This is a genomic window from Sunxiuqinia sp., from assembly GCF_055140945.1.
Window position 1 is genome coordinate 82,578 of the sequence record NZ_JBSQYS010000016.1, and the last position, 25,552, is coordinate 108,129.

16 protein-coding genes and 1 tRNA gene are annotated in these 25,552 nt (G+C 42.8%); 11 read left to right on the forward strand and 6 right to left on the reverse strand.

All coding sequences use genetic code 11. From position 1 onward, the window contains the following. Window positions 1-27: 27 nt before the first annotated feature. From ACTB00_RS09700 to ACTB00_RS09725, 6 genes are all read left to right on the forward strand, one after another. A complete protein-coding gene (locus tag ACTB00_RS09700; RefSeq protein WP_463299716.1) occupies window positions 28-2,415 on the forward strand; it encodes an ABC transporter permease in 2,388 nt (795 codons plus the stop codon). Between the two features lie 29 nt (window positions 2,416-2,444). Beyond that, window positions 2,445-3,134, forward strand: coding sequence for an ABC transporter ATP-binding protein (locus ACTB00_RS09705; protein WP_463299717.1), 690 nt, complete (start codon window positions 2,445-2,447; stop codon window positions 3,132-3,134). Window positions 3,135-3,159: 25 nt separating this feature from the next. Then, window positions 3,160-5,577: an ABC transporter permease gene (locus ACTB00_RS09710; protein WP_463299718.1), complete on the forward strand. Its 2,418-nt coding sequence runs from the start codon at window positions 3,160-3,162 to the stop codon at window positions 5,575-5,577. 167 nt (window positions 5,578-5,744) lie between these two features. Next, entirely contained in the window at window positions 5,745-6,587 is an 843-nt protein-coding gene (locus ACTB00_RS09715; protein WP_463299719.1) for an SMP-30/gluconolactonase/LRE family protein, read from the forward strand. 27 nt (window positions 6,588-6,614) lie between these two features. Then, the gene (locus ACTB00_RS09720) at window positions 6,615-9,053 is read left to right on the forward strand and encodes an ABC transporter permease (RefSeq protein ID WP_463299720.1); all 2,439 of its coding nucleotides are present in this window, start codon (window positions 6,615-6,617) and stop codon (window positions 9,051-9,053) included. 23 nt (window positions 9,054-9,076) lie between these two features. Then, a complete protein-coding gene (locus ACTB00_RS09725; RefSeq protein WP_463299721.1) occupies window positions 9,077-11,542 on the forward strand; it encodes an ABC transporter permease in 2,466 nt (821 codons plus the stop codon). A gap of 118 nt (window positions 11,543-11,660) precedes the next feature. Here ACTB00_RS09725 and pyk read toward each other — a convergent pair whose 3' ends face one another. Next, window positions 11,661-13,130, reverse strand: a complete 1,470-nt coding sequence (pyk, locus tag ACTB00_RS09730; protein ID WP_463299722.1) for a pyruvate kinase — start codon at window positions 13,128-13,130, stop codon at window positions 11,661-11,663. A gap of 407 nt (window positions 13,131-13,537) precedes the next feature. Further along, window positions 13,538-14,377, reverse strand: a complete 840-nt coding sequence (locus ACTB00_RS09735) for an SGNH/GDSL hydrolase family protein (RefSeq protein WP_463299723.1) — start codon at window positions 14,375-14,377, stop codon at window positions 13,538-13,540. A gap of 236 nt (window positions 14,378-14,613) precedes the next feature. Between ACTB00_RS09735 and ACTB00_RS09740 the strand changes: the two genes are divergently transcribed. From ACTB00_RS09740 to ACTB00_RS09760, 5 genes are all read left to right on the forward strand, one after another. Beyond that, window positions 14,614-15,003, forward strand: coding sequence for a hypothetical protein (locus tag ACTB00_RS09740; protein WP_463299724.1), 390 nt, complete (start codon window positions 14,614-14,616; stop codon window positions 15,001-15,003). 113 nt (window positions 15,004-15,116) lie between these two features. Then, the gene (gene ileS, locus ACTB00_RS09745) at window positions 15,117-18,554 is read left to right on the forward strand and encodes an isoleucine--tRNA ligase (protein WP_463299725.1); all 3,438 of its coding nucleotides are present in this window, start codon (window positions 15,117-15,119) and stop codon (window positions 18,552-18,554) included. A gap of 114 nt (window positions 18,555-18,668) precedes the next feature. Then, a complete protein-coding gene (locus ACTB00_RS09750; RefSeq protein WP_463299726.1) occupies window positions 18,669-19,046 on the forward strand; it encodes a TraR/DksA family transcriptional regulator in 378 nt (125 codons plus the stop codon). Window positions 19,047-19,295: 249 nt separating this feature from the next. Continuing rightward, a complete protein-coding gene (locus ACTB00_RS09755) occupies window positions 19,296-19,952 on the forward strand; it encodes a lipoprotein signal peptidase (protein ID WP_463299727.1) in 657 nt (218 codons plus the stop codon). A gap of 101 nt (window positions 19,953-20,053) precedes the next feature. Beyond that, window positions 20,054-20,127, forward strand: a tRNA-Ile gene (locus tag ACTB00_RS09760). A 395-nt stretch (window positions 20,128-20,522) separates the two neighbouring features. On the opposite strand, the gene ACTB00_RS09765 is transcribed toward ACTB00_RS09760, so the two are convergent. The 4 genes from ACTB00_RS09765 to ACTB00_RS09780 form a co-directional block, all read right to left on the reverse strand. Next, a complete protein-coding gene (locus ACTB00_RS09765; protein WP_463299728.1) occupies window positions 20,523-22,139 on the reverse strand; it encodes a DEAD/DEAH box helicase family protein in 1,617 nt (538 codons plus the stop codon). Window positions 22,140-22,175: 36 nt separating this feature from the next. Continuing rightward, the gene (locus ACTB00_RS09770; protein ID WP_463299729.1) at window positions 22,176-23,489 is read right to left on the reverse strand and encodes a TOTE conflict system archaeo-eukaryotic primase domain-containing protein; all 1,314 of its coding nucleotides are present in this window, start codon (window positions 23,487-23,489) and stop codon (window positions 22,176-22,178) included. 104 nt (window positions 23,490-23,593) lie between these two features. Further along, window positions 23,594-24,841 carry a type II toxin-antitoxin system HipA family toxin gene (locus tag ACTB00_RS09775; RefSeq protein ID WP_463299730.1) on the reverse strand — a complete coding sequence of 416 codons (1,248 nt, stop codon included), beginning with the start codon at window positions 24,839-24,841 and terminating at the stop codon, window positions 23,594-23,596. Window positions 24,842-24,844: 3 nt separating this feature from the next. Beyond that, entirely contained in the window at window positions 24,845-25,138 is a 294-nt protein-coding gene (locus tag ACTB00_RS09780) for a helix-turn-helix domain-containing protein (RefSeq protein WP_463299731.1), read from the reverse strand. Between the last annotated feature and the right edge of the window lie 414 nt (window positions 25,139-25,552).

Here is a 25,552-nt window from a genome sequence, read left to right on the forward strand (position 1 = left end):
AATTTGAAACTACAAAAACAACAATAAATGATTGGATACAACATTAAATTAATTGTCCGCAGAATTTGTCAGGACAAAGCTCTTTCCACCATTAGCATAGTCGGATTGGTTATCGGAATTGCCTCATTTCTGATTCTGTTTTTGTATGTTTCAAACGAAAAAAGCTTCGATAAACATTTTGCCGACCACGAACGAATTTACCGGGTGACTTCCATTCCAGAAGGCCGGGAAGAAACTCCATGGGCGCGAAGTCTGGGAATAATTCATCCCGCCACTGCAACAATTCCGGAAATTGAAAAATCCACTCAGTTTTCGCACTGCAAAGTGGGAACCATAAAAATGGGTGAACAAACGTTTCAGCAGAACGATATCATGTCGGTTGACGAAAGTTTTATCGAAATGTTTTCGGTACAATCAAAAATGGGAGATTTATCGGAAGTTTCGAAACCCAACACCGTGTTTGTTACCGAGGATTTTGCCGACAAATATTTTAAAAACGAAAATCCTGTTGGAAAAACAATTACTATCGAAGCTTTGCAATATGCACGAAATGTGGGGGATTACGAAATCCGCGGGATTGTAAAAAACACGCACCCGAAAACGCATTTCAACTACGAACTGCTGCTTTCACAAAAAGGAGGTTTGCAGGAAAGATATGAAGCGCAGCCCAATCAGAAAACTCAATGGGTTTACAACTATATTAGATTGAATAAAACATCCTCGCCAAAACAAATTGAGGACAAATTATTAAGCTTCTTCGATACCAGCAATTTGAAACAAACCCGGGGACCAAAAGCGTATCAATTTCAGTTGGTGCCGATGGACGATATTCATTTAAAATCGGATTTTCGTTTTGAATTAAAAGAGAGTTCAAGCAAAATAAATATCGGGTTATTTGTAATCATTTCATTTGTCATTTTACTGGTTTCGCTGCTCAATTTTGTTAATCTCACCATAGCCAAACTAATAAAACGGTCGAAAGAACTGGGGTTGAAAAAATCAATTGGCGCCACGCAAAGCCAATTAACCGTCCAGATTTTGTCCGAAGTGTTTCTGTTTTGCCTGGTTTCCATACTTCTTGCATTGGGGCTCATCGAAATCATAAAACCTTATATCAACCGGTTTTTTGAAATCGACTTTAATATTTATTATTCCGAACCTGCAGTTTACCTGAGTGTACTTTTGGTGTTGGGTTTTTGTCTGGGATTAACCGCCATTTTTGTCGGATTCTTTCTTTTGGGAAAATTGTCTGCCATCGATATTCTTTCCGAAAAAATCAATTATTCGGGAAATCATATCCTGGAATCGTTGCTCGTTTTACAAATTACCATCGTGATTATTATCATGTCGTCCACTTTTTTGGTGAACAAACAGCTCAGCTTTGTATTAAATCAACCGCTGGGTTTCGATAAAGAAAATGTGGTTGTCCTGAACCTGAAAGATTTCTCGAAAGACCCAGCAATTTTTGCACGCGAGTTAGAAAAACAAAGTCAGGTTGTTTCGGTTGGAATGACAGCGCAACATTTTGGTTATCCGTCACAGGGCTTTCCTTTAGAAGGTTTAGGAATTGACGGAACAGCAGGTTTTGTTTTTGCCAATTACAATTACCTGAAAACCATGAATATTCAGCTTTTGGAAAACTGGATTAGTCCATCGGCTGATACGGTGCGCGGGATGGTAATCAATAATCATTTGTATAAACGGCTACTGGAGAGACACGGAAGTATGGATGCCTTAGAAGCTTTTAGTGAATCACAGCCACTGGAATCGGACCAGACCCGTATTAATTTTCTTGGAGTGGCCAAAGATTTTCATTACAGTTCGGCACACGAGGCAGTTGGCGACTTTGCATTTTGGCTAGATGAATCGAGAAGCAGTGCACGATTTATTCATGTTCGTTTTAATCCCGGAAATCTTCGTGCAGGAATTGACAAAATCAGGGAAGCCTGGAACACTCACTATCCTGGGCAGGAATTCGATTTTTTCTTTATTGACGAAACCATTGCATCTCAGTACAAGGCGGAAACCATTTTAAGCAGGATACTTCTCGCATTTTCAATCATCGGCATTTTAATCAGCATCCTTGGAATCAGTGCACTGGCATTGTTTATTTCGCAACAGCGCACCAAAGAAATCGGCATCCGGAAAGTTAACGGCGCCAGCATTTCTGAAATACTCACGATGCTCAATAAAGACTTTGTAAAATGGGTAACCATTGCTTTTGTCATTGCTACACCCATTGCATATTACGTCATGAGCAGATGGCTTGAAAACTTTGCCTACAAAACCACTTTAAGTTGGTGGATTTTTGCCCTGTCGGGGGCGCTGGCTCTGGGAATTGCGTTGTTGACTGTAAGTTGGCAAAGTTGGAGAGCAGCTACTAGGAATCCGGTTGAGGCACTCCGATATGAATAAATTGATATGTAAAATAAAAATTTAATATTATGATACATTTATCCAACATTGACAAGTATTACGATTCAAAGTTTCAGCGGACTTTTGTTCTTAAGTCTGTTAGCATGGAAGTACAGGAAGGCGAATTCCTAAGTATTATGGGACCAAGTGGTTCGGGCAAGTCAACCTTGCTGAATATTATTGGATTGCTTGATGCTCCATCGGCCGGAGATTATTTGCTGCACGATAAATCATTACTCGACCTAAAGGAAAAGGCTAAAGTTGAATATCACCGTAATTTCATGGGATTTATTTTTCAGGCTTACCACCTGATCGAGGAAATGACCGTGTATGAAAACATCGAGACTCCACTGATCTACAAAGGGGTGAAAAGGCGTGACCGCCAGGCGATGGTGGCCGACCTGCTCGACCGCTTCAATATGGTAGCCAAAAAAGACCTGTTTCCACAACAACTGTCGGGCGGGCAACAACAATTGGTGGGTATTGCCCGCGCCATTATTGGCAAGCCAAAACTCTTGCTGGCCGATGAACCCACCGGCAACCTGCATTCAACACAGGGCGAAATGATTATGGATGTTTTGAAGAACCTGAACCAGGAAGGAATGACCATCATTCAGGTGACCCACAACGAAAAATTTGCAGGATATGGCAAACGGATTGTTCGGCTAGAGGACGCATTAATCAGAAATGATGCCAGGCAGGTGGTGACGCAATTTTGAATGACTAACAAACGAAGAAATTACCATGCTGCGACACTACTTAAAAATCGCGTTTCGAAATCAGACAAAAAATAAAGTATTTTCCATCATCAACCTCTTGGGTTTGTCTATTGGCCTGACGGTAGCTGTGCTTATTCTCAACTATGTGAGTTTCGAGTTTAGTTTTGATAAGATGCACACCAAGCGTGATCGTATTTACCGGGTTGAAAGCCGGTTTTACGAAGGTGGTGAGTTAACCGATGACTGGGGTACAAGCTCGTTTGGCTATGGCAAGGGAATCAGCGATGAAATGACCGGTATTGAAGATTACGTGCGAATAGGCGTGCAGAATACCGAACAAACAGTGATTTACAGAGAGAAGCGGATGCGCGAAAATGGGATAGCCTATGCCGGGCCATCGTTTTTTTCGATTTTCGATTTCAAACTGAAAGATGGCGCTGCCAACGACCAGCTAAGCCTTCCGAATACGGTTGTGATTACGGAGGATGTGGCGCGTCGTTTCTTTAAGGGTGAAAACCCCATTGGGCAACTGTTGACTTTTGCTTCCGGCTCCAGCTTTCGCGAATGTGAGGTGACCGGCGTGCTGGAAAACTTTCCCAAGAATTCGCACATCCGGTTTGATTATCTCATTTCGTACGAAACATTGCCCAACTGGATGAAAGATTTTTGGCTGTTGCATGAAGCATATACGTACTTGCTTTTGTCGCCGGAGAAAGACCCGAAGGAAATTGAAGCCGATTTCCCGGAGATGGCAGAGAAATATAAAACCAGCGATGTGCTGCGGAACAAAACCTGGGCGGTGTCGCTGGTGCCGCTCGATGAAATCCACCTGAACCCTCAGAAACAGTACGAAAAAGAAACCAAAGGAAACAGGAAGTCGTTGATCACGCTGATCCTGATCGCCGTGGTTATTTTGCTCACTGCCTGGATCAACTATATTAACCTGACCACGGCGCGATCAATGGAACGGGCGAAAGACGTGGGCGTGCGGAAGGTTGTCGGAGCCCATCGCCACCAACTGGTTCAACAGTATTTGACCGAATCGTGGCTGGTGAACCTGGTTGCCATTTTGCTGGCCGCGGTTTTGGTTTTTGCATTAAAGCCCGTTTTCAATCAGATCATCGGCGAAGACATTGGCCTGTTCATTCTGAAGCAACCAGTATTCTGGCTTTCCGCCACAGCCGTTTTGTTGGCTGGCATTCTCCTGTCGGGATTTTACCCGGCTTTTATCATGACGCGCGTCAAACCAGCCATTATCTTAAAGGGCAATTATTTCAACTCCGGCTCAGCCGGAATAACCCGGCAAGCTTTGGTGGTTTTTCAGTTTGCGGCGGCCTTGTTCCTGATTTGCGGGACGTTTATCGTCTTCAGACAAGTTAGTTTTATGCAAAGACAGCCCTTGGGAGTGGCTCTCGACCAGACCATTGTTTTGAAATTCCCCGTTAGCAGGGAAAACCTCGACCAGCGGGTGGCGATGTTTGCCGATAATTTGGAGCACGAAGCGGAGATTAGCCGCGTTACGCTGACTGATGCCGTGCCGGGTATGGAAGTCGCTTATTTTGCATCGAACCGGTTGCAGGGCGTTGCCGAAGATCAGTACCGCCTGTATGAAATGTTATCTGTGGATGACAATTATTTTGAAACCTTCGATTTTGAGTTGCTCGCCGGACGCTCATTCCAGCGGGGATTTGGCAACGAACGCGAAAACCTCCTCATCAATCAGTCGGCCATGGCTTTGCTGGGTATCGAAAAGCCCGAAGATGCCCTTGGACAAAAGGTGATGCTGGAAGGCGAGGCAGATCCGGTAAAGATTATCGGTGTGGTGAAAAATTGGCACCAGCGTGGACTTAACAATGCGCATACGCCCATCATGTTTATTATGAACGGACGGCTATCTTGGGTTCCACTGAAATACATCGCCATCAAGACGAATCAAGCAAATTATGATGCTACGCTGCAGCTGACCAGAGACCGCTGGGAATCATATTTTCCCGAAGCCAGTTTCGATTACTTCTTCCTTGACCAGTTTTTTGACAGCCAGTATAAAACCGACAAGCGCTTTGGGCAAATTGTTGGCATTTTTACAGGACTGGCTTTTTTTATTTCGGTTATGGGGTTGTGGGCGTTGGCGGCGTACACCGCTTCAAAAAAGATCAAGGAAGTTGGTGTGCGGAAAGTGCTTGGGGCGCACATCGGAAATCTTGTTTTAATGTTTTCAAAAGAAATTATTGTGCTGATTCTGATTGCTCTGCTAATTGCAGTCCCCCTTTCGGTGCTGGTCATGAAAAGCTGGCTTTTGAATTATGCTTTTCGGACGGAGGTCAGTTGGTGGATCTACCTGGCTGGAGGAATAATCACCATGGGCATTGCCATGTTCACTGTATGCTGGCAAAGTTGGAATGCTGCTACGAGAAACCCGGTGGAGGCGCTGCGATATGAGTAAATATCTGAACTATGATTTGCAGGATTAAATGATTACCATGATTAGGAAAGCAGAAAAAAATCAAAGTTAATCACGTAAATCCCATGAATCAAAGCTTGTCCCGACGTGTCGGGAGTTCAGACAAACAATTGGAAGTAAAAAAGTATGAATGAATATGAAAGCGTTTTATGAAAAGTAAACGGATATGGATAGCTGTCGTTTTGATGGCACTGGTCTTTCAGGTAAAGGGCCAGAAGCTGACTAAAGTTTGGGAAACAGATTCGCTTTTTAATAAACCAGAATCAGTCCTCTTCGATGAAACCAACCAGATCATTTACGTGTCCAGTATTAACGGAAAGTACCGGACAAAGGACGGAAACGGCTTTGTATCGAAAATAGATACGGCAGGAAACATCCTGAACCTGAAGTGGATTGGCGGGCTGTCCAGCCCGCAGGGAATGGGCATTCATGGCGACCGCCTTTACGTAGCTGACCTCGACCAAGTGGTGGAAGTAAACATTCCGGAAGCGAAAGTATCGCAAGTGTTTCCGATTGCCGAAGCAATCTTCCTGAACGATGTCACAACTGACCGGGAAGGGAATGTTTATGTTTCGGACTGTGTGGGCAATAAAATTTACCGGATTAAGAATGGGGACGTTCAGGTTTGGCTCGACGACCTTTCGCTGAAAGAGCCCAATGGACTGCTTGCAGCAGATGGGGGCTTGTTTGTGCTGAACATGCGGGACAGCAGTGTGTTGGTGGTTCAGCCTTCAACGAAATCGATCACGAAATTTGCCGAAGGAATCCCTAACTGCGATGGCATTGTCTCCGATGGCGAATCCGGATATTTTGTATCGGGCGCCTGGCAGGGTCAAATCTTTCATTTGGATGAAACTGGCGCCAAATCGCTTTTGCTCGACCTCGGAAATGAAAAAACAATCACGGCGGATATCGCCTTTATCCCGGACATGTGCCTATTGCTTGTGCCAACGCTTCATAAGACCGTTATAGCCTACAGATGGGATGAATAAAAAGAATCATATAACTAACACTGATACATGATGAACCTGAACTTTCTGAAGATCTTTATCCGTAACCAGCGGAAACACACCACAATCTCCATCATCAATATGGTTGGTTTAGCCATCGGCATTCTGAGCTCGCTATTCATTATGGAGTATGTTTTTTTCGAACGCAGTTTCGACCGTTATCATGAAAACGGCTCCCGGGTTTGCCGGATTGTTTACGACCGCTACCAGAATGAGAAGCTTCAGTGGAAAACGGCCAATTCATTTTTTCCTTCGGGAAAATGGCTGCAGGAGAATTACAGCGAGGTGCAGGATTGGGCGGTAATTTCCCGGAAGTACAATATTTCGGTAACTGCTGAAAATGCCGTGGGCGACAAGGTTTTTTTCAACGAAGAAAAGACATACAATTCAACTGGTTCAATTTTCAGGTTGTTTACAATTCCCCTGATACAGGGTACAAAGTCGTGCCTCGAACAACCCAATACGGTGGCCATTTCGGAGCGGGCTGCGCAACGGTATTTTGCCGGCGACAATCCATTGGGCAAAATTCTGAAGGTAAACGGAACCGAGAATTATACGGTTACGGCTGTTTACAAGAATATTCCCGCTAACTCGCACCTTCAAACCGATTTTCTGTTTTCGCTCGAAACGTATTTATCAAGCCGGCCGGGCTTATACGCCAATTGGTCGTTCGATGGGTTCCATACCTATATTTTACTGGCGCCGGGGGTCAATCACGAGGAGTTTTGCAAGCGGGCCATGCCCGATATGGTTGCCAGAAACTACCTTTCGGGCCTGGAGGCCAGCCAAACGCGCGATCAGTATTATCTTCAGCCAATTCCTGATATCCATTTGTACTCGAACATCGAATATGAAACCGAACCGCCCGGCAATCCGAAGATCATGAACATACTTTTCGGGTTTGCCATTTTTCTGCTTGTTGTTGCCTGGATCAATTACATCAACTTGGTAATAGCCCGGTCGTTGGAAAGGGCACGCGAAATTGGTATCAGAAAAATAAACGGCGCCCGGAAAATCAGTCTGGCCGTTCAGTTTCTTTCTGAAGCCCTTCTTTTTAACCTGGCTTGTTTGTCCATCACCCTGGTGTTGTTTTTGCTGATCAATCCTTTCTTTAAAGCAGTCACCAATATCCGCGATTTCAACTTATTTGTTGAGCCAGGGTTTATCCGGGCCGGGTTGCTGGTTTTTGCCACCGGTATTACGGTGTCAAGTTTATATCCGGCTTTGGTGCTTTCGTCGTACAAACCGGTTGCTGTTTTAAAAGGGAAGTTTAAGAACACGGTCCAAGGCCTGACTTTCCGAAAGGGTTTAATTACGGTTCAGTTTGTCATTTCGATCGCCTTGCTCATCGGCACCTTGGTTACCTTTCGGCAAGCTTCATTTTTAATGAAAAAGGAAATGGGCGTTGATTATCAGTCGAGCCTGGTGATCCGTGCACCGCGAACAGCCGACCAAGAAGATGCACGGGCCAATAAGCTGATGCTGTTTAAAAACCGGGCGCTCGAATTGCCCGAGGTAACCGACTTCACATTTTCGTCCGATATTCCCGGGCAGGAAATCAACAACTGGTTTTCGGGACGGCGGAAAGGGTACGATGAAACAGACAAGAAGGCCTATTTCCTGATTGCAGCCGATGACCGATTCCTGGACTTTTACAACATCAATCTACTTGCCGGACGAAAGTTTCATAAAAACGAACAGGCCAGCCGGCAAACGATTTTGATGAACAAACTGGCCATGGAACGTTTTGGCTACAGCAAACCCGAAGACGTGGTAAACCAGATCATGGTAAATGGGCCCGACCGCGAATGGCTGATTATCGGAGTGGTTGATGATTTTCATTATAAATCGATAAAAACTGAGCCGGTGCCAACCGTTATATCACTGAGCGACCGGCAAAAAACGTTTATCACCCTTAAAATAGGGAGTCTGCACTCCGGCGCTTTTGCTTCGCTGATACCCAAATTGCGCTCTTTGTACGAAGCGGTGTACCCTGATCAGCCTTTTGAATATTTTTCGCTCGATGATAAAATGCAGGTTGACCTGAAACCCGATAACACTTTTGCATCGGTTTTCACCTTATTTTCGAGCCTGGCTATTTTCATTGCGGTAATCGGCATGGTTGGTTTGATATTAATAACCATCAACCAAAACCTGAAAGAGCTGGGCATCCGAAAAGCACTGGGTGCCGAAATTAGCCATGTGGCGGGGCTGTTGTCGAAACAACTGATGCTGCAGTTTGTAATTGCCGTGGCGTTGGCTGTTCCGCTTTCATTTTATGGGTATAAACATTGGTTCCTCGACACTTACATTTATCACATCGACATGAGTGTCTGGTTTTTTGTGCTGCCTGCGCTGCTTTTGTCGCTGATGATTTTTTCAGTGATCCTGATCCTGGCGCGTAGGGTTTTCAGGATAAACCTGCAGGATGTGCTTAAAAACGAATAATCTTTCAACATAAACAAAATACCATGAACCTGTTACAACTGAAAGCTTTAATCCGCACCTTGCTGAAGCGGCGTTTTTTGTCTGGAGTCCAAATTGCCGGACTGGTTACCGGCTTTGGTATTGTTATTTTTCTGTTTGCCAAAATCAACTATGAGCATTCGTATGACAAATTTTGGAACAACCACCGTTCGGTGTACCGCGTGGCACTCGACCTGAAACATCAGGATGGCCGGTCCACCGTTTCAGCAAAAAACTTCCATGGCTCATCGGAACTGCTCGATGAGGAGTTGCCCGGAATTGTCGCCCACTGCAACATGGCCCCCGACAAGATTACGGTGTACCATCAGGAAAAGATGATCCAGGATGTGGACTGGTTTTGGAGCGACACGACCTTTTTCAGCGTGTTCGAACGAAAAATCCTTTACCGCGAATCTGCGCAGTTGTTTGGCGACGTGCACGGGATCGTCATTTCCGCTTCGTTTGCCCGGAAATTGTTTGGCGATGAAAACCCGGTTAACCGGGAGATCAGGTTGAACGAAGGCTGGCGTTTTTTGGTGAAGGCTGTTTTTGAAGACATTCCTGCCAACAGCCATATGAAGATTGACGTGCTGGGCAGTTATCAATCGCTGAGCTACTATATGCGCAACTTCGACAACCGCGCGCAGGTTTTGACCGAAAACCCGGATTACACCTACAGCAAAGCTTCGCCTTACATGGGCAGCCGTTGGCTTTCGGCAATGCAGCACCGCCCGTATTGTTATATCCGGCTTGACGAAAACACGCGTATTGCCGGCGTTGAGGCAGCCGTTGCCCCGTCGTTGGGCAAGGTGGCCTTTCCCGACAACCTGACCGACAGTAAGATGAATTTCATTTTTCAACCCCTTGCCTCCATCCACCTGCGCTCAAACCTTGACGGTGAATTGCGGGCAAGCGGAAGCAACATGCAGGTGAACTTCCTGATCTTGATTTGCCTGGTAGTTATGCTTGTTTGTTTTGTGAATTATCTAAACCTCAGTACCATTTCGACCCTCGAAGACCGGAGAAGTTATTCCATCCGGCTGATCAACGGATCGGGGAAAGGAAACGTTTTTCTCGAAATGTTTGCACATAACTTTTTGTTGTTTTTTATTTCCCTGTTACTGGCCATACCGTTCGCCATTTTATGGGTAAACAGGCAGCTCCCTGATGCTACCGTTTCCGGAACAATATTCGTTTACCTTGGCCTGGGGGCATTGGCCGGTACATGGCTGGCTACCCTAATCCCATTTCTTTCGGTTTTCCGCCAGCCGGCACATTTAATGCTGAAGGGAATGGCCCGCAATCCCGGAGCAAATTGGTCTGGGCGAAAAGTCTTGGTGGTTGTGCAGTTTGCCATCACCATTGTTTTGCTCATCTCAACCGTCGGCATTTACAAACAGATGCAATTTGTGATGAAAGAACAACTCGGATTTTCAGGCGGACAAACGATATTTAGTTACACACCCATGTCGATGACCAACCATCCGGACATCCCGCTGAAGTTGGGCACCTTTCGCAATGAAGCGCTTGCCTTGTCCGGTGTCAAATCATTCAGTGTCAGCTCGTCAGTACCGGGAAGGATGATCAAACGCCGTCAGGAGAATGTGATGCCTTCCAACTCGGACGAACCTTTTGCCGCGGCTTTTGGCGAAGTCAGCATCGACGACCAGTTTCAGGACACCTATAACCTGAAGCTGTTGGCGGGCGAAAACCTTCGTCAACAATCAAACTGGATTTCCGATGAAGTTTTGCTGAATCAGTCTGCAGCTAAAGCGATGGGATTTGTTCATCCGGCCGATGCCATTGGGGCAGCTTTCTCTATTGGCGACCGCTCCTTTAAAATACGCGGTATAGTAGCCGATTATCACCATGTTTCGCTGCATTTCCCCATCCAGCCGATTATCTATTTTCAAAACCTGGAGTGGGAACTGTCGGTGGGGTACTACTCGTTTCATATTGATGCTGTTAATGCACGAGCCGTTGCACAGGACCTGTCTAAAATATGGAGAAAGCTCTATCCAAAGGATGAGTTTCTTTATTTCTTTTCGGATAAAGAGTTTGAAGCCCAATATCGCAGCGACTTATCTTTTAACCGGATCTTGACCTTCTCGGCTCTGATGGCGCTGCTTATTTCCTGTCTTGGTTTGTTGAGCCTCGCCATGTTTAATACCAACCTGCGGGTGAAAGAAATCGGCATCCGCAAAGTCAACGGTGCCCGCATCTCTGAAATCTTAACCATGCTCAATAAAGATTTTATAAAATGGGTGGTAATCGCTTTTGTGATTGCCACGCCAATTGCTTACTACGCCATGAATAAATGGCTCGAAAACTTTGCCTACAAAACCGAACTAAGCTGGTGGATCTTTGCTTTGGCCGGTTTACTGGCGCTGGGAATTGCATTGCTGACAGTAAGCTGGCAAAGCTGGAAAGCGGCTACGAGGAACCCTGTGGAGGCGCTGCGGTATGAATGATTAATTCATTCTTTTTTGCCGAAAGCAATTGTGGTAATAAATGAAGAAGAGACCAGCTAAACGTGCTAGCTGGTCTCTTCTTCATTGACTATTATGAACATCTCTTTTTCCTGAGTTTTTATTCTTGATCGTCATCCTGATCCCGAACTATTGCATCAGATTTGTAATAAGAAAACTTAACCATATTTGTGCTTCCTTTTTTATTCAATGGCAATGTTCCAACGCTCACAACTAATTCACCAGCTTCAATCTTTTTCTGGTAAAATAAGGTCGTAAGGGTGTATTCTACGGCATCATTGGTAAACATAAAGTCCTGACAAGGATAGGACTGCACTCCCCAGTACAAAGACATTTGACGCAGTAAAAGTTTATTGGGTGTAAATCCATAAATGTCAGCCTTGGGGCGGTAGCTCGCTATTTTTCTTACACTATCACCCGAATAAGTCAGCACGATAATGTTATTTACATTTGACTGAATAGCCATAAAGGATGCGGTATGGCAGGTCGAATCCAAAATAAATGATTCTTGTTCAATCTTTGGCTCCTGGGTTCGGTAATATTTATAACCATATTCCTCCGAGTCGTGAATAATGGTGACCATGGCCTTTATTACCTCGATGGGGAATTTACCAATACTCGTTTCACCGCTTAGCATTACAGCCGAAGCTCCATCAATAACAGCATTTGCTACATCATTGGCCTCGGCGCGCGTAGGGCTAAAGTTGTTAATCATGCTTTCCATCATTTGCGTTGCAATAATAACTGGTTTTGCATGCTTAACACATTTATCAACAATCATTTTTTGCTTGATCGGAACTTCCGAAAAATGCAATTCAACACCCAGATCTCCACGTGCTACCATTATTCCATCGCTAACGCTGATAATATCGTCAATAACTTCAAGAGCTTCTGGCTTTTCAATTTTTGCGATAATACCAGTGTGTTTTTCTTTGGCTTCAACAAGCTTGCGTAAATCAAGAATATCCTGAGCTTTTCGAACAAACGATAATGCAATCCAATCCACGTTGTGTTCCAATGCAAACTCGGCATCGGCAATGTCTTTTTCGGTCAAACTCGGTAACGATATTTTTGTTTTTGGCAAGTTAACGCCTTTCTTCGAAGATAAAATTCCACCGTATATCACTTTGGCGCTTACCGAGTCGTCTCCGTTTGTAGCTGTTACTTCGAGCTTCAATTTCCCATCGTCAATCAAAATGGTATCACCAATTTGAACGTCTTTTGCAAATCGGGAGTAACTCATGTACACACGCTCGAGGTTTCCCATACACGGTGTGTTTACAAATTTGATTTCGGCACCTTCAACTAACTCAACGCCATTGTTTTCAACTTCACCAATCCGTAATTTTGGCCCTTGTAAGTCGGCCAGCAATGCAACATGCGTGCGCAATTCGTCATTGAGTTCCAGTATGCGATCAATAACCTCCAGATGATCGGCATGTGAACCATGACTAAAGTTCAGACGGCATACATTCACTCCGGCTTCAAATAGCTTCTTTAGCTGTTCTTTCGATGAGCTTGCAGGCCCTATGGTTGCAATAATTTTTGTCTTCGTATTGTAATTTATCATATGTGTGTTTTGTTGATTGCTTTGTCGTAAATTTTACCTCTTCCCAGTCCCGGTTCTTGGGGATTTACAATTTCCAGATCGGTAAAATCTGTTGATTTAAAGACAGCCGTTATTAACGTATCATGTCTCAGTATCTAATTGCCCGTTTTATCTGTGATTATGAAGAGATGTGTTTTTAAGAAATACATCAACGTAGAAATTAGATATAAATCAGCTGCAAATGTAGGAATATCGTGTTACAAATATTGCTGTTGTCTGTTTACCGGGCATGCTTGTTAACAATTATGAAACGACCATACACCTTTGCTACGCAAACAAGCGAGATTGAATTTCATAGAGAGCTCCATGTGTTTCGATTTTAAAGACTAAATTGAAAACACATCGAATAAAAGATGAACGTATAAAAGTTACTGCTTTTCAACAAAGGTTGACGGGAAGCTTAGCAACTGATATTGAATTGTTTTTGCCAGTCGATAATTGCCAAGTGATCCCGGATGTAAGCGATCGGTTTTTTCATTCATAAAATACTTTACCTGCGAATCTTCCATCGGGTAAAGTCCACTTATCGAGTGCAAGTCGATTAAAGGAACCGCCCAAACTGAGGCAGCTTGTTGTAGTGTATTTACATAGTCGTCAATGTATAAGCCAAGTGCGTTGGCAAAGCTTTCTTCGGGCTGAACGTTTGTAGCATTAAATGTTGCAAAACCACGATGAATGGGTGTCATGATAATAATTTGCTGGTCAGGGTAGTTCTTCTTCATAAAAGCCATCACTTTATTGATTCTTCCGCAAAAGGTGGTATCACTTGCTTCCATAACCCGGTATTTCCGAACAACATTTGTTCCGTTGAAGTTGGTTTCTTTGGCGGTTTCACGATAAAAGCTACCCATTGGCGTATTATGCATATAATCATTTGTTCCGGCAAAAATCAAAATCGCATCAACATCTGTTCCGTGCTCTTCTTTTAATTTCAATGCCTGGCCGTAAATCCCGGTCCATTGATGTCCGCTAATGCCATAAACATAAGGTTCAATTCCCATCATTTCTGCCAGGTACTCCCAGTAAACAATTCGGGTCGAATCCTTTTTCCATTTCTGCGTCATCGAATCTCCTAAAAATGCAAGTTTTTTTCCATTCCATTGAGATTGCGGAGCATCTTTGGATTTTATTGCTTTGGTTAAAACTTGGCCATATCCGGGCACGATTAACACAAAAATTAAAATAGAAATCCCTATCAGTTTTTTCATAATTATTTCTTATACTGGTTTTAGTAAGATAATACCAGTTATTTAAAGAACGATTTATCGTCTAATCCTTTTCAGCATTGATAAAGTTCAAACCGTTTTTGAAGATTCACAAATTTAAACATCTTTTTTACGAATCGCTGAACCGGAGCAGATAAATTGAAAAGGTTATTTTGTTTTCGATACGAATAATTATGTACCTGAAATGATTTTTTCTACCTTTAAAAGAAAAATCAATCATGAAATTTTTTCTGATTTTACTGTCAATTTTTGCTTTCCATATGAGTGTTTTGGCTCAAGATACTTGGTTCCCGGAACTTACCCTTGGGTTTACTTCAGCACAAATTGATGATAGCTATAAAGCGAGAGGGCTAAGCCCGAGTTCGTTTTTTGTTGAATTTAGCGAATGTTGGAATCGAAAACACGAGCAGTCTTTTTCGGTTGTAAAAGCATTTGGGCTCGGGCTGAATTATCATTCTTTATCCAGTAATTCTGTATCGCCGGGGGGCGAGAGTTATTATTCTGGAGGCTTTATTTATTCAACTTTTAATCTGGCATTGATGGCTCAGCAACGATTTGGGAACGCCTATTTCCTTCAATTCAGACCTACTCGAGCCGGAATTTTCTAAATGATTTTCAGCAAGATAATCCTCGTCAGACTTTCCTTTTGAATGCCCTGCCCGAACCCAAAAAATTTCTATATTTGTACCTCTTAAAAAAAGAACGACAAAATAGGAATCCAATGAGCGATAAATTCCCAGTATATAAGCAATTAGACCTTTCTCAGGTGAACAAAGATGTTCTGAAAAAATGGGAAGACGATGATACATTTCACAAAAGTATAAGCACCCGCGAGGGAAATGAAACCTTTGTGTTTTATGAAGGACCACCCTCTGCGAACGGGATGCCGGGAATTCACCACGTCATGGCTCGGGCTATTAAAGATACCTTTTGCCGCTATAAAACCATGAAAGGTTTTCGGGTTCACCGTAAAGCTGGCTGGGACACACATGGCTTACCGGTAGAGTTGAGCGTGGAAAAATCATTGGGAATTACCAAAGAAGACATTGGTGGTAAAATCTCAGTTGAGGAGTATAATGCTTCTTGCCGCCGCGAGGTGATGAAATATACCAAAGAATGGGAAGAGTTAACCCGCCAAATGGGTTATTGGGTGAATATGGATGATCCGTACATCACTTACGATAATCGCTACATTGAATCGGTTTGGTGGTTGCTGAAAAAGCTGTACGACAAAGCATTGATTTATAAAGGATACACCATTCAGCCCTATTCGCCGGCAGCAGGAACCGGATTGAGCTCGCACGAGTTAAACCAACCAGGTACTTATCGCGATGTGAAAGACACGACAGCGGTTGCTCAGTTCGCGGTGATTCGCGATGACAAATCAGAATTTTTATACGAAGAAGTCGATACTCCGCTATACTTCATGGCATGGACAACTACGCCATGGACTTTGCCTTCGAACACGGCATTGTGTGTTGGTCCGAAAATCAGGTATGTGAAAGTAAAATCGTTTAACCCATACACCGGAGAGCCAATGACGGTTATTTTGGCTAAAGATTTGTTGAGCGCGCATTTCAATCCAAAACATGCCGAACTTCATTTTGACGAGTACAAACCAGGAGATAAAAAAATACCTTTTGAAGTAATTGCTGAATATACCGGAGAGAAAATAGCAGGGGTGAACTACGAGCAACTGATTAACTGGGTAAAACCCAATGGCGATGCTTTTAGGGTGATAACCGGCGATTTTGTAACAACTGAAGATGGTACCGGAATCGTGCATATTGCACCAACTTTTGGTGCCGACGATGATCGAGTGGCCAAGCAAAATGGCATTGTTCCTTTATTTGTTTTGGATAAAGAAGGGAAAAACCAACCAATGGTTGATCGTAAAGGTCGTTTTTTCCGAATCGAAGATATGTCACCGGAGTTTGTTCAGTCGAATGTGAATACTGAAACCTACGGCGAATTTAGCGGCCGCTATGTGAAAAACGAGTACGACGAACTGTTGGATGAATCGTATTCAACAGTGGATATCGATATCTCGGTTATGTTGAAGAAGGAAAATAAGGCCTTCAAAATTGAGAAACACGAACACAGCTATCCGCATTGCTGGCGGACTGATAAGCCGATCCTGTACTATCCGTTAGATAGTTGGTTTATTAAAACCACTGCCGTAAAAGACAAGCTGATTGAGTTGAACAACACGATCAACTGGAAGCCAGCATCGACCGGAACCGGACGCTTTGGCAACTGGCTAGAAAACCTGGTGGACTGGAATTTGAGTCGTTCTCGCTTTTGGGGAACACCGCTTCCTATTTGGCGTACAGAGGATGGTTTGCAAACCAAATGTATTGGTTCGGTTGAAGATTTGATGAGCGAGATTGAAAAGGCCGTTGTTGCCGGAATGATGGATAAAAATCCGTACGAGGGATTTGTCGCAGGTGAATACAGCAAAGACAATTACGATAAAATTGATTTGCACCGCCCGTTTGTCGATGACATCTTTTTGGTGAGCGATGATGGACAAAAGATGTTTCGCGAACCCGATTTAATTGATGTTTGGTTTGATTCGGGAGCAATGCCCTATGCGCAACGTCACTTCCCTTTCGAGAATGACGACATCTTTAAGGATGTGTTCCCGGCTGATTTTATTGCAGAGGGAGTTGACCAAACACGTGGATGGTTTTTTACGCTACATGCTATTGCAACCATGATTGATGAGTCGGTTGCATTTAAAAATATTATTTCCAACGGATTGGTGTTGGATAAGGCTGGCAATAAAATGTCGAAACGTCTGGGGAATGCCGTTGATCCTTTCGAAACAATTGAAATGTACGGTTCTGATCCGCTGCGGTGGTACATGCTAACGAACTCACAACCTTGGGACAACCTCAAGTTCGACGTTGGAGGTGTGGATGAAGTACGCCGTAAGTTCTTCGGAACACTCTATAATACTTACGGATTTTTTGCATTGTACGCGAATGTGGATGGTTTCCGGTTCAAAGAGGAAGAGATTCCGGTAAGTGACCGGCCTGAGATTGATCAGTGGGTTATTTCGTTGCTAAATTCGTTGGTGAAAGAAGTTGGTGAGAGCCTTGAAAACTATGAGCCAACACGTGCCGGACGAGCAATTTCTGAATTTGTGAGCGAAAACCTGAGTAACTGGTTTGTGCGTTTAAGCCGCAAGCGCTACTGGGGTGGTGAGTACGATCAGGATAAAATTTCGGCTTACCAAACCCTGTACACGTGTTTGGTGACTGTGGCAAAGTTGGCTGCACCTATCGCGCCTTTCTATGCCGATCAGTTGTACACTGATTTGAATAAGATGACAGAACTGGAGCCTGATCAAAGTGTTCACTTAGCTGAATTCCCAATTGCAGACGAAAGCCTAATTAATAACGATTTGGAAGAGAAGATGGCCATTGCTCAAAAAGCTTCGTCAATGATTTTGGGCTTGCGTCGTAAAGAGAAGTTGAAGGTTCGTCAGCCACTCGCAAAAATTATGGTGCCTATTTTGAATGATCGTTTTAAAATGCAGTTCGAAGCCGTGGAAAACATCATTCTCTCGGAGGTGAATGTAAAAGAGGTTGAATATCTGACCGATACTGCAGGAATCATAAAAAAGAGGATAAAACCGAATTTTAAAGCTTTAGGGCCAAAGTATGGTAAAATGATGAAGCAAATTGCGGGCGCAATTGCACAGTTCGGGCAGGATGAAATTTCAAGCCTTGAGAAAATTGGTACTCATGAGTTGGCGGTTGGCGACCAACAAATAACTATCAGTATCGATGATGTTGAGATCACGACGGAAGATATCCCAGGATGGTTGGTTTCAACCGAAGGCGATATGACCATTGCTTTAGACATTAATTTGACTGATGAGCTGAAACAAGAGGGAATTGCCCGGGAATTCATCAACAAAATTCAGAACCTGAGGAAAGAAAGCAACTTTGAGGTGACTGATCGTATTAATATACGAATTGAGAAAAATGATTCGTTTAATGAAGCGGTTGAAAACTTTAAAGAATATATTAGTAATCAAACGCTTGCAGAAAGCCTTAAGTTGACCGATAAGCTTGATGAAAAGGATGTTGCAAAAGTTGAAATTGATCAGGATACAGAAGCACTTATTCATTTAAATAAAATAAGTTAAACTTACGATCGTTTAGTATGTTTTATGACCTTAAACAATTCAAAATATTTTTATAATTTAGGGTCCGATATAAAAATAACGATATACCCACAGGGATAACTAAATTTTAGGGTTATGACAGAGAAAACTAGATATACAGATGCTGAATTAGCTGAATTTAAAGAGCTGATTCTTGGTAAACTTGAAAAAGCGAAGGAAGATTACGAACTCTATCGAAATTCGATCACGCTAAGTGATGGGAATGATACGCAGGATACTTCACCGACTTTTAAAGTTCTGGAAGAAGGTGCTGCGACTCTTTCAAAGGAAGAAGCCGGAAAATTGGCTCAGCGACAGCTAAAGTTCATTCAACACTTGCAAGCAGCCTTGGTGCGTATCGAAAACAAAACATTTGGTATTTGCCGTGAAACAGGTAAGCTAATTGCTAAAGAGCGTTTGCGTGCTGTTCCTCATGCTACTTTGAGTATTGAAGCTAAAAACAGCCAAAAATAAGCTTGACAGCCAGCAAAAATAGTTCGATGATTGGAAGTGTAGATTCTCTTTCAATCATTTTTTTTTGTGCTGGAATGAGTCGTTGGCGTTATCGCTTCGACATCTGGTATCTTTGAAAACAAACAATTATAATGAGAACGAACAAGAAATTTATTAGCGATATCTCATAAATAAGCCTGATTAAATTTGTTGAGAGTTCTATGCGTTGCATTTGAAAAGTATATATTATAAACGGACGAAATTACAATCATGTCTAGATTAGCAAAATCCCTACTCATCATTTTTTCTGTTCTTTTTGTCGATCAATTTGTAAAAATATTGGTGAAGACCAACATGTTTTTGGGACAAGAGTTTTCTGTTTTAGGCGATTGGTTTTTAATTCATTTTGTTGAAAACAATGGAATGGCTTTTGGGATTGAATTTGCCGGAGAGTATGGTAAAATTGCATTGAGCTTGTTTCGGGTTGTCGCAGTAACCGGCATCGGATGGTATTTATTGAAGCTTGTTAAAAATAGAGAAGTACCCATCGGGTTTATCGCCTGTGTTGCTCTCATTTTTGCGGGTGCCATTGGCAACATCATTGACAGTGCTTTTTACGGTCTTATTTTTACAGAAAGCTATGGACAGGTTGCCAGCCTGTTTCCCACAGAAGGAGGCTATTCTTCTTTTTTACACGGGAGAGTAGTCGATATGCTTTACTTCCCTATTTTTTCAGGAAGATACCCCACATGGTTGCCATTGATAGGAGGCGACAGCTTCTTGTTTTTCAGACCGGTTTTTAATGTCGCTGATTCAGCCATTACGGTTGGTATCTTCAGTATAATCTTGTTTTATCGTCAGGCATTTAACAAGCTTGAAAAAGAAAATGACGATACCAAAGAAGCGGCTGAATCGAGTTCTTATTGAGAATTGCTGATGGTAGAAAATATCGGATTTTGCTTGTGTATTTTAAGCAAATGTAGTAAACTTGCAAGCCGAAAAATAAGAATATTTATTCAAGATATTTGGGGCCTATAGCTCAGTTGGTTAGAGCACCTGACTCATAATCAGGTGGTCCCTGGTTCAAGCCCAGGTGGGCCCACACTAATAATCAGAGAGTTACAGCAAATAAGTTGTAGCTCTCTTTTTATTTGCACACAATTTGCACACAGGTTGTAGTCATTCAAATATTCCGAGATTAGCCGTTGATGCATTGTAAAATTGTCAAATGCTGGCTTAATTGAACGCTTAGGTACCCAATGAAGAGAAGGGGATGAAATGGATGGATAAAGGAAAGAGAATAAATAATGAATGGAAAAATTGAATGTGTTGCTGCGGGATTCAAAAAGTTTTAATCAGAGTTTACGGAGATTAAGTCTTTTGGGAATTGGCATTAAGCGATGGGTAAAATCAACTCTTTCAATTTTGAAATAAATGGCTTTATGTCGTAAGCTTTTGGCGGGTTCACTCCCGGGTTTAAATTGCATAAGCGTTCGATTAATCAGCAGCCCACTCAGTCCCTATCCTTATGCTTCGAATCAGTTCATTGGCGATATTCGAGCTTTCGAGTCGCATGATACTTTCTTCGGCACTTCCAAAGCTTAGCAGGTTGATGCTCCCGTACCAAACAATCTTTTCATCCATAACCGCGAATTTCTGATGGATATTTGATTTAAAGACGACCACTACTCCTGAACTTCTTAAAAAATCCAGCGTCGTTTGCCAGGCAGTCAAATCCTTGTCTTTAAAATCTTCAGCAGGGCGGGTCACTACAATTACTTTAGCGCCCTGTAAAAGCGCTGTTTTAAGATTTTGCATCATCTGGAAAGCCCGTCGTTTAGTTACAAACGGGCTTACAATTAGGATCTCCCTTGACGCACTGATGATATCATTGGAATACACCGGCAAGAAATTGGTTTTATCAAAAATGATATCGGTGGATTCTGCTGGCATATTTTCACCTTTTGCCTTATAGCCGATAGCTGCGTACCCGGTAAGCCGTTTGTTGTACATCTTCTCAAGCATCCGTACCCGGACATCAACATAGTCATAAATTAGCACTTCCTTTTTCGTTTCAAACAGCCGGTGAAGCCTGCCTGCATATTGTTGTAATGTTCCTTTCCATGATATGGGCATCGATAAAAACAGGGTGTCAAGTCTTGGTTCATCGAAGCCTTCGCCAATGTACCGGCCTGTTGCAACTAAAGTCAGCGATTTATCCTTGGGGATTTCTGAAATCCGGGCCATAGTCTCTCTGGTTCCCTTTACCCCCATGCCGCCCGTGAGTGAAATTACATCCGGGATTCTTTTGCTGAGTTCATTGGTAAGTAACTCAACATGGGTTGTCCTTTCTGTCAGTACAAGGCAATTCCTGCCATTTTTATGACATTGTAGTACATCATCAACAATCAACTGATTTCTCATTTCATTTTCGATGATCCCGGCGTACAATTCCTGAATTGAAATGTCTTGCTCTTCTTCGCTCAAGGGTGCATTGAAAGAAGTAAACCGCGGAATCAAATAATGATCAAAAGGCCTTTTATCCGCTTGCGTTTTTGCATCGTCCCGGAACCTGATTGGACCACATTGCATAAAAATAATGGGATGGTGTCCATCCTTTCTGGTCGGAGTCGCTGTTAAGCCGTAAACATATTTGGCGTTCACATTTTTCAATATCGTTTCAAAGCTGAAAGCGGAAACGTGATGACACTCGTCAACGATTACCATGCCATAATCTTTCACACATTCCTTTACTTCTCCCATCCTGTTCAGGGATTGCATGACAGCAATATCAATTACACCGTTCAATGCCTGCTTCCCGGCTCCCATCTGTCCGATAATGCTTTTATTTTTTCCTCTTTTTCTGGCTCCGGGAATATCTGTAGCCGGGAATGGCTCATTGATCGTCAAAAAGGATAAAAGTTTTTCCCTCCATTGAGCTACCAGACTGACTTTGTCAACCAGAATCAGTGTATTGACCTTTCTTTCGGCGATCAGTTTTATGGCTGCGACTGTTTTTCCGAAAGCCGTTGTTCCGCATAAAATTCCATTATCATGTTCCAGTAGTTTTTCAACAGCTAGAGGTTGATCATCCCTTAGACTACCTTTAAACACAATATCTATCGTTTTGCCGTGATTGGTTTTATCGGCTCACGACACTTTCGTTTTCATTTCCTCAAACAGCAATTTCATATCCGTTTCGCATCCTCTTGGTACGGACAGGTATTCAGCCGTTTCATCCGAACAAGATATAATCCTTGGTTTATCAAAGGTCGGTAAGCGCATGGCTTGGGCTTTGTAAAATTCAGGATTTTTGAAAGCAGACAGACGTTTCAGGTGGTTTAATGCTTTTTGAGAAAACCCGGCTTTAGGGATAAACAGCATATTGGCTTTAAAGATATCTGTTTTTACAGGAAAGTCATTTTTGCTGATCTCTTTCTTTTTTTTGTTTTCCCATGGCTTGGGCGTTTCTTCGTCGTCTGTTTTCAATGTTCCAAGCTCATTTCCCGGGCATAATTTTGATATCAATGCTTCCAGGTTCCCTTCGGAAAGCCTTCGAACGGATGCCAGAAAGACCCACTGATCTTCTATAGGCTGAAAATGCTCATTGATGAAGATGCTATTATTATTTTTTCTCGCTGTTTTTTGTAGGGGTAGCGCTATTAAATTGCCAAAACCTCCTTTCGGCATGGTGTCCTGGTTAGGGAAAAAACGGTCATAAGATTTAAAAGTGATCTCGTGCCGCTTGTTCATGGCATGGGTTAACAATGCACTTCCAAACTTACGGGCCAAAGAAGCGGGAACAGGATGATCAAAGAAGAACCATGCATGAGCTCCGTTTCCTGACCGTGACCGTTCAACTGCAGCGGGAACACCAAATTGGTAGCATACCTCCCTGAGCGTCATGATATCTTTTTGCCATCCATCGTCATCAAAATCAATAGCCAGAAACCAGCAGGTTTCGTTTGATAGCAAAGGGTAGATCCCGGCAACAAGATTTTGTTGACCTCGCAGATGCGCATCAACGACCATTTCGCTCAAAGGGAGAAAATCCTGATGTTTACATGCTGAGCATTTTATTTTTGGCTTCTGACAAATGCCCGGCTTCCATTCATTACCACAGGCAGGTGAATAGCCGGCAGTTCCTTTTGCTTTGTTTTCCCATCTTTTTGCATACACATCATCCCTTCCCCTGAACAATGATTGGAAGAGTCTAATTTTTGCGCTGGCATCAGATAGTTTGTCTATAGCTTCAGATGGCGCTGAAGGTTTGGATTCTATGTTCTGATCAAACAATTCCGGCTCAGGAACAGCAAGATATTCAGAAATTATGTTACTAGCCTGTGAATCTTCATGAATTGTGTCCATACCAAGTTCAGTCCTCAGACTTTTTATTTCTTGTTTCAGGCGGTTGTTCTCAAGGAGTAATTGCTGGTATTTCTTTTGCAAGGCTTTAAAATCCATTTTTTTACGCGTTACCTTCTTTTGAATGACTTTCGTTTTACACAACAAGTAAAATTAAGTTTTTCCCGGGAGGAATTGGCCAATACACCAGGCGCTATGGAAAATTAGGTTCTAAATGCAGCAGCCATAATTACTTGTTCGCTTCGTGGTATCCCTATTTGGTTTGCTATTCTTTGCCAGTAGGATACAGATGATTTTACCTCGTCAAGAATGTTGTTCATTTCTTTTTCGCCCAGACGGAAAAAAGGACCTACACTTTTGGCAAGTTCTATATCAAGCACATTATTATCCATGTCGATATTCAATGCAAGCCCGTTTTTGTCAATTGACGGGTTAACATCGTATGCCGGAGACAAACGCCAGCCTTCATCGGTAAGAATAAAACCGTGATTCCGGAGGTGATCATCCGTATTGGAGATAAGTATATTGAAAACAATCCTTCTCCAAAGCTGCTTTAGATCTTCATCCACATGCGTTCCTGAGAATTGGATAAACTCTACAATATCCAGATATGAAGGGGTCTCGTCCCGGATGAGTTCTTCGCTTCTGCCTGTCATGGTCATAGCTGAAGCGAAATGGATCCGCTCTTGCTTATCCCTGTCAAATCGTTTCGTAAAAAACGTATCATATTTCCCTGCAATATGTTCGAGTCTTGATTCAGCCATTTCGATGCCGGCGTTAATAGCAAGCTGGTATGCCAGGTACTCCCATGCCCCTTTATTGACTGTGTCGTTTTTTGAAGGAAATTTGGCAATCCACGGATGATTATCCAAATCCAGGATATTGGCTTTCGGTCTCGCCCCGCCAAGGGAAGAACCGGGAGCCATCAATATAGCAAGCCATTTCCTTATTTCATCGGTGTCTGCATCAGACTCTACCAGTCCGGCACCGTGCTGCAATTCCCTGACAGTTGCCCAAGGTGGCGTTGGGGATACCGCGTCGTTGTCCAGGAATTCCCCGTCAGGTTCTCTTTTAAACCGCAATGCACCCATCCTGCAAAAATCATGTACGCCCAGCAAAAAGTCAATATCATATAATACCGGGACTGGTCTGTTTTCTTCTCTAGCGTATATTGCAGCACGTCTTTTCATCAATGTTCTTCCCCAGGTGTCAGGCATGGAATCTAAAAATACGCCGAAGTTTTCCTTTTGATTAGGAAATTGCTGTCCGCTGTACCAAGCAATGTCTGGATCGATCAGCATTTGCTCCCGTGAGTTAATCCAGTCAGCATCGTAAGAAAAGCTGAACGCTTTCCGGCCCTTAGCTTGTTGTGCCGACAAAATCCCAATACATTTTGCAGCGGCCATACCTTTCCAATCTGCATATACCCATATATCTGTTTTGTCTGCCATGATCTATTTTCCTATTAGCTTTAAATCCTGCAATTTTCGCCCAAATTCATCATCATCTGCGAGTTTCAGAAAGTCATCCTGTAAGCCTAGCACCCGGAGAACATTAAAATAAGCTCCTAGCGAAACACTGGGGTTTCCCTTTTCAATATGATAGAGCGTGGAGCGATTAATTCCGGCCCGCTCTGCAACTTGTATGGTTGTCAGGTTCCGTCTTTTTCTGGCCAGTTTAATGTTTTCACCCATCTGCTCAAGTACCTTCTGGAACCTAGGGAGTAATGTTTGTTTTTTTGTTTTCATTGTTTGTTGTTTATTACCACCAAAAATAGTTTAAATGTATTAAATAAACAACAAATTCAGTTGGGTGTCTTACTTTTGTTTTCTTGATAAAAAGGTTGTTCCCTTTTCCTCATCGTTGGTTGTTTTCATGCTTTTCAATTTTCATCCTGATTTTCTCAGTCTATTTTTTATCGTTGCAATTGAAAACATCTTCAAGTTTTGATAATTCCTCAGCGTTAATCCCACCAATCATTTTGATATAACGGTACTTGAGATCATTATCGCTCACGCGCATTAGTTCATTTCTTTGATAAACATTCCCGATCAGCGAAACAGTTCCTGACTTGTCCGCCCCTTTAAGAAAATAAATTTTCAATATTGTATATCAGGTTGTTACGTTGAAAAAATCTTAAATTTACCGCACTAAGGTAAATT

Bases quoted from the DNA above. Each gene is read 5' to 3' on its own strand.
- ACTB00_RS09710 (WP_463299718.1), top strand. From the start codon at position 3,160: ATGCTGCGACACTACTTAAAAATCGCGTTTCGAAATCAGACAAAAAAT.
- ACTB00_RS09735 (WP_463299723.1), bottom strand. From the start codon at position 14,377: ATGAAAAAACTGATAGGGATTTCTATTTTAATTTTTGTGTTAATCGTG.
- ACTB00_RS09755 (WP_463299727.1), top strand. From the start codon at position 19,296: ATGTCTAGATTAGCAAAATCCCTACTCATCATTTTTTCTGTTCTTTTT.
- ACTB00_RS09700 (WP_463299716.1), top strand. From the start codon at position 28: ATGATTGGATACAACATTAAATTAATTGTCCGCAGAATTTGTCAGGAC.
- ACTB00_RS09780 (WP_463299731.1), bottom strand. From the start codon at position 25,138: ATGAAAACAAAAAAACAAACATTACTCCCTAGGTTCCAGAAGGTACTT.
- ACTB00_RS09775 (WP_463299730.1), bottom strand. From the start codon at position 24,841: ATGGCAGACAAAACAGATATATGGGTATATGCAGATTGGAAAGGTATG.
- ileS (WP_463299725.1), top strand. From the start codon at position 15,117: ATGAGCGATAAATTCCCAGTATATAAGCAATTAGACCTTTCTCAGGTG.
- ACTB00_RS09720 (WP_463299720.1), top strand. From the start codon at position 6,615: ATGATGAACCTGAACTTTCTGAAGATCTTTATCCGTAACCAGCGGAAA.
- ACTB00_RS09770 (WP_463299729.1), bottom strand. From the start codon at position 23,489: ATGGATTTTAAAGCCTTGCAAAAGAAATACCAGCAATTACTCCTTGAG.
- ACTB00_RS09715 (WP_463299719.1), top strand. From the start codon at position 5,745: ATGAAAAGTAAACGGATATGGATAGCTGTCGTTTTGATGGCACTGGTC.
- ACTB00_RS09725 (WP_463299721.1), top strand. From the start codon at position 9,077: ATGAACCTGTTACAACTGAAAGCTTTAATCCGCACCTTGCTGAAGCGG.
- pyk (WP_463299722.1), bottom strand. From the start codon at position 13,130: ATGATAAATTACAATACGAAGACAAAAATTATTGCAACCATAGGGCCT.
- ACTB00_RS09750 (WP_463299726.1), top strand. From the start codon at position 18,669: ATGACAGAGAAAACTAGATATACAGATGCTGAATTAGCTGAATTTAAA.
- ACTB00_RS09705 (WP_463299717.1), top strand. From the start codon at position 2,445: ATGATACATTTATCCAACATTGACAAGTATTACGATTCAAAGTTTCAG.
- ACTB00_RS09740 (WP_463299724.1), top strand. From the start codon at position 14,614: ATGAAATTTTTTCTGATTTTACTGTCAATTTTTGCTTTCCATATGAGT.